Source organism: Methylomonas koyamae, assembly GCF_001644025.1.
In the GTDB taxonomy this organism is placed as follows: Bacteria; Pseudomonadota; Gammaproteobacteria; order Methylococcales; family Methylomonadaceae; genus Methylomonas; species Methylomonas koyamae_A.
In genome coordinates, this window is record NZ_LUUK01000129.1 from 1 (window position 1) to 1,498 (window position 1,498).

At 55.7% G+C, this 1,498-nt stretch carries 1 protein-coding gene; it reads left to right on the forward strand.

Translation table 11 applies throughout. The features are described 5' to 3' along the window. Positions 1–15: 15 nt before the first annotated feature. On the forward strand, positions 16–1,498 hold a 1,483-nt coding region (locus tag A1355_RS09375), incomplete at its 3' end, for a condensation domain-containing protein (protein WP_231883619.1).

The window sequence follows — 1,498 nt, forward strand, 5'->3', positions numbered from 1 at the left end:
TTAAGCATTCAGATCGTGGCCAGAGCCAGAGAGGCGGGTCTTGAGTTGCGCGTCGAGGATTTATTTCTCGGCCAGACGATTGCCGAATTGGCAGGCTTGGCTAAACAAACCGAACAATCGATGGTCGCCGCCGCCGAAGGCGATAACCAATGCCTGCCCTTGTCGCCGACTCAGGAAGGCATGCTGTTTCATGCCTTGTACGATGACGACAAAGGCGTTTACTGCCAACAGATGGTTTTGACGTTCGAGGGCGATCTGCAAGCCGATTTGTTTAAACAAGCTTGGTGGGCGGTTTTTCTGCGCCACGATGCTTTAAGAAGGGTGTTTATTTGGCAACAAAGCGGCGGCAAGCCTTATCAGCAATTGATCGAAACCGGGTTTTGCTCGTGGCAGGTACTGGACTGGAGCTACATGGCGGCCGACGAACAGCGGCAACGGCAGGCGTTATTGCAGCAGCAACAAGCCGGGCAAGGCTTCGACGTCAGCCGTGGCCCGTTGTCGCATTTGAGCTTAATTAAACTGGGCGAGCAGCGATATTGTTTACTCTGGAGTTACCATCATTTATTGATGGATGGCTGGTCCTTGCCTTTGGTTTTGCAGGACGTTGCCAAGCAGTATCAAACGTTGGTGCAGGGACAGGCCTACCAGGCAAAACCGCTCAGGCCGTTTGCCGATTATCTGCATTGGCTGGCACAGCAAGACCCGCAGCCGGCCATGCAATATTGGCAACAACAGTTGGCGGCGATTCAGGCCGCGACCGTGCTGCCTTGCGTCGAACCGAAAACCTCTGCCGGTTATGCCGACGCGGCGACGGTTTGGGAGGCGGAATTAAGCGGCCGCATCGGCGCTTTCGTTAAACAGGAGCGCACCACGCTGGCGGTGTTGTTGCAGGCGGCCTGGGCCTTGATCCTGAGCCGGTACAGTTCGGAGCAAAACGTCGTGTTCGGCATGACGGTTTCCGGCCGGCCGCCGCAATTGCCGGGGATTGAGTCTGTCGTAGGCTTGTTCATCAATACGATTCCGGTCGCGGCCCATATCGATAACCGGCAATCGGCCTGTGATTGGCTGCAAGCGCTGACCGCCGAACAGTTCAAGCGCGATGCCCACGCTTATTTGCCGTTGAGCAAGATCATGGAATGCAGCGGCCGCCATGCGGCCGGCCAGTCTTTGTTTCAAAGTTTGTTGGTGTTGGAAAATTATCCGTTGGACGCCGGCTTGCTGAATGACGAACAGGCGGGTTTGAAAATCGTTGCCGCGCAGTTCAAGGAACAAACCAATTATCCGCTGACGCTGGTCGTCGTGCCGGGCGAGCAATTGCAAATCAAGGCCATGTACCAAGCCGAGGTTTTTGCCGCCGCTACCGTCAACAGGCTGTTGGCGCATTTTAAATCGGCGTTGAATTTCCTGTTGTCGGCCGGCGCTAAACCGTTGGCCGAGTTTGCCTTGCTTGAGGCCCAAGAACGAAAGCGTTGTCTCGAAGACTGGAACGCCACCGACT